The sequence below is a fragment of the Luedemannella helvata genome, assembly GCF_039528415.1.
Taxonomy (GTDB): domain Bacteria; phylum Actinomycetota; class Actinomycetes; order Mycobacteriales; family Micromonosporaceae; genus Luedemannella; species Luedemannella helvata.
The window spans coordinates 1-800 of the sequence record NZ_BAAALS010000109.1; the positions used below are offsets into that span (position 1 = coordinate 1).

The following is an 800-nucleotide window of genomic DNA, read 5'->3' on the forward strand; positions in this document are numbered from 1 at the left end:
GGGCGGCATCCTCGTCCGCACGTCACGCAACCACTTCAAGCTGACGAAGTCGTTCACCGCGCTCGAGGACAACGACACCACCTTCTCCCTGCTGTGGCCCGGATCTACCGAGACGCAGATCAAGGTCCCCCGCCCGGCCAAGGTCCTCGTCGCCTTCGAGACCCGCGAGGGTGACAAGGTCCGCCGGCTCATCACCGCGAACTACGCCGAGGTGTCCCTCGACGGCGACCACGGTGAGAACGAAACCGACCTCGAGTCGATGACGTTCGTCGCCACGATCTACCCCACCGGCGACGGCGTTCTCTTCGACCGGCAGACGACCCCCACCCTGGTCAGCATCTCTATCCCGACCACGCTGTCCGTGGCTGACGGTGCCATCGGCTCCCTCACCGCGACCGCCACCTACGACGACGCCTCCACCGCGAACGTCACCGCGCTCGCTTCGTGGACGTCGTCCGTGCCTGCGAAGGCCACGGTGTCGGCAGGCTTCGTCACCGGCGTCGACCCCGGCTCGACCACCGTCACCGCCACCTACGAGGGCCAGTCCGACACCTGCGCCGTCACCGTTACCTGACCGGCGCCCCAGACGCCGGGGCGCGGTCCTTCGTCGCGGTTCGCCCGCGCCCCGGTGCACCACCAGAACCGCGACGGAAGGCCACTCCTGTGCCGATCAGCTATACCGACCAGCAGATCCACGACAAGGCCGTGGACCTCGGTCTGATCTACGCCAGCCAACTCCTGCCCAGAAACCTGCGCGGGAAGGTTGTTGCGGCTCTGGCCGCAGGGGAAGCGGCCGGCCG

1 protein-coding gene is annotated in these 800 nt (G+C 68.1%); it reads left to right on the top strand.

The features are described from left to right. A partial coding sequence (locus ABD191_RS28975; RefSeq protein WP_344089131.1) for an Ig-like domain-containing protein occupies positions 1-574 on the top strand: 574 nt, incomplete at its 5' end. Positions 575-800: the final 226 nt, after the last annotated feature.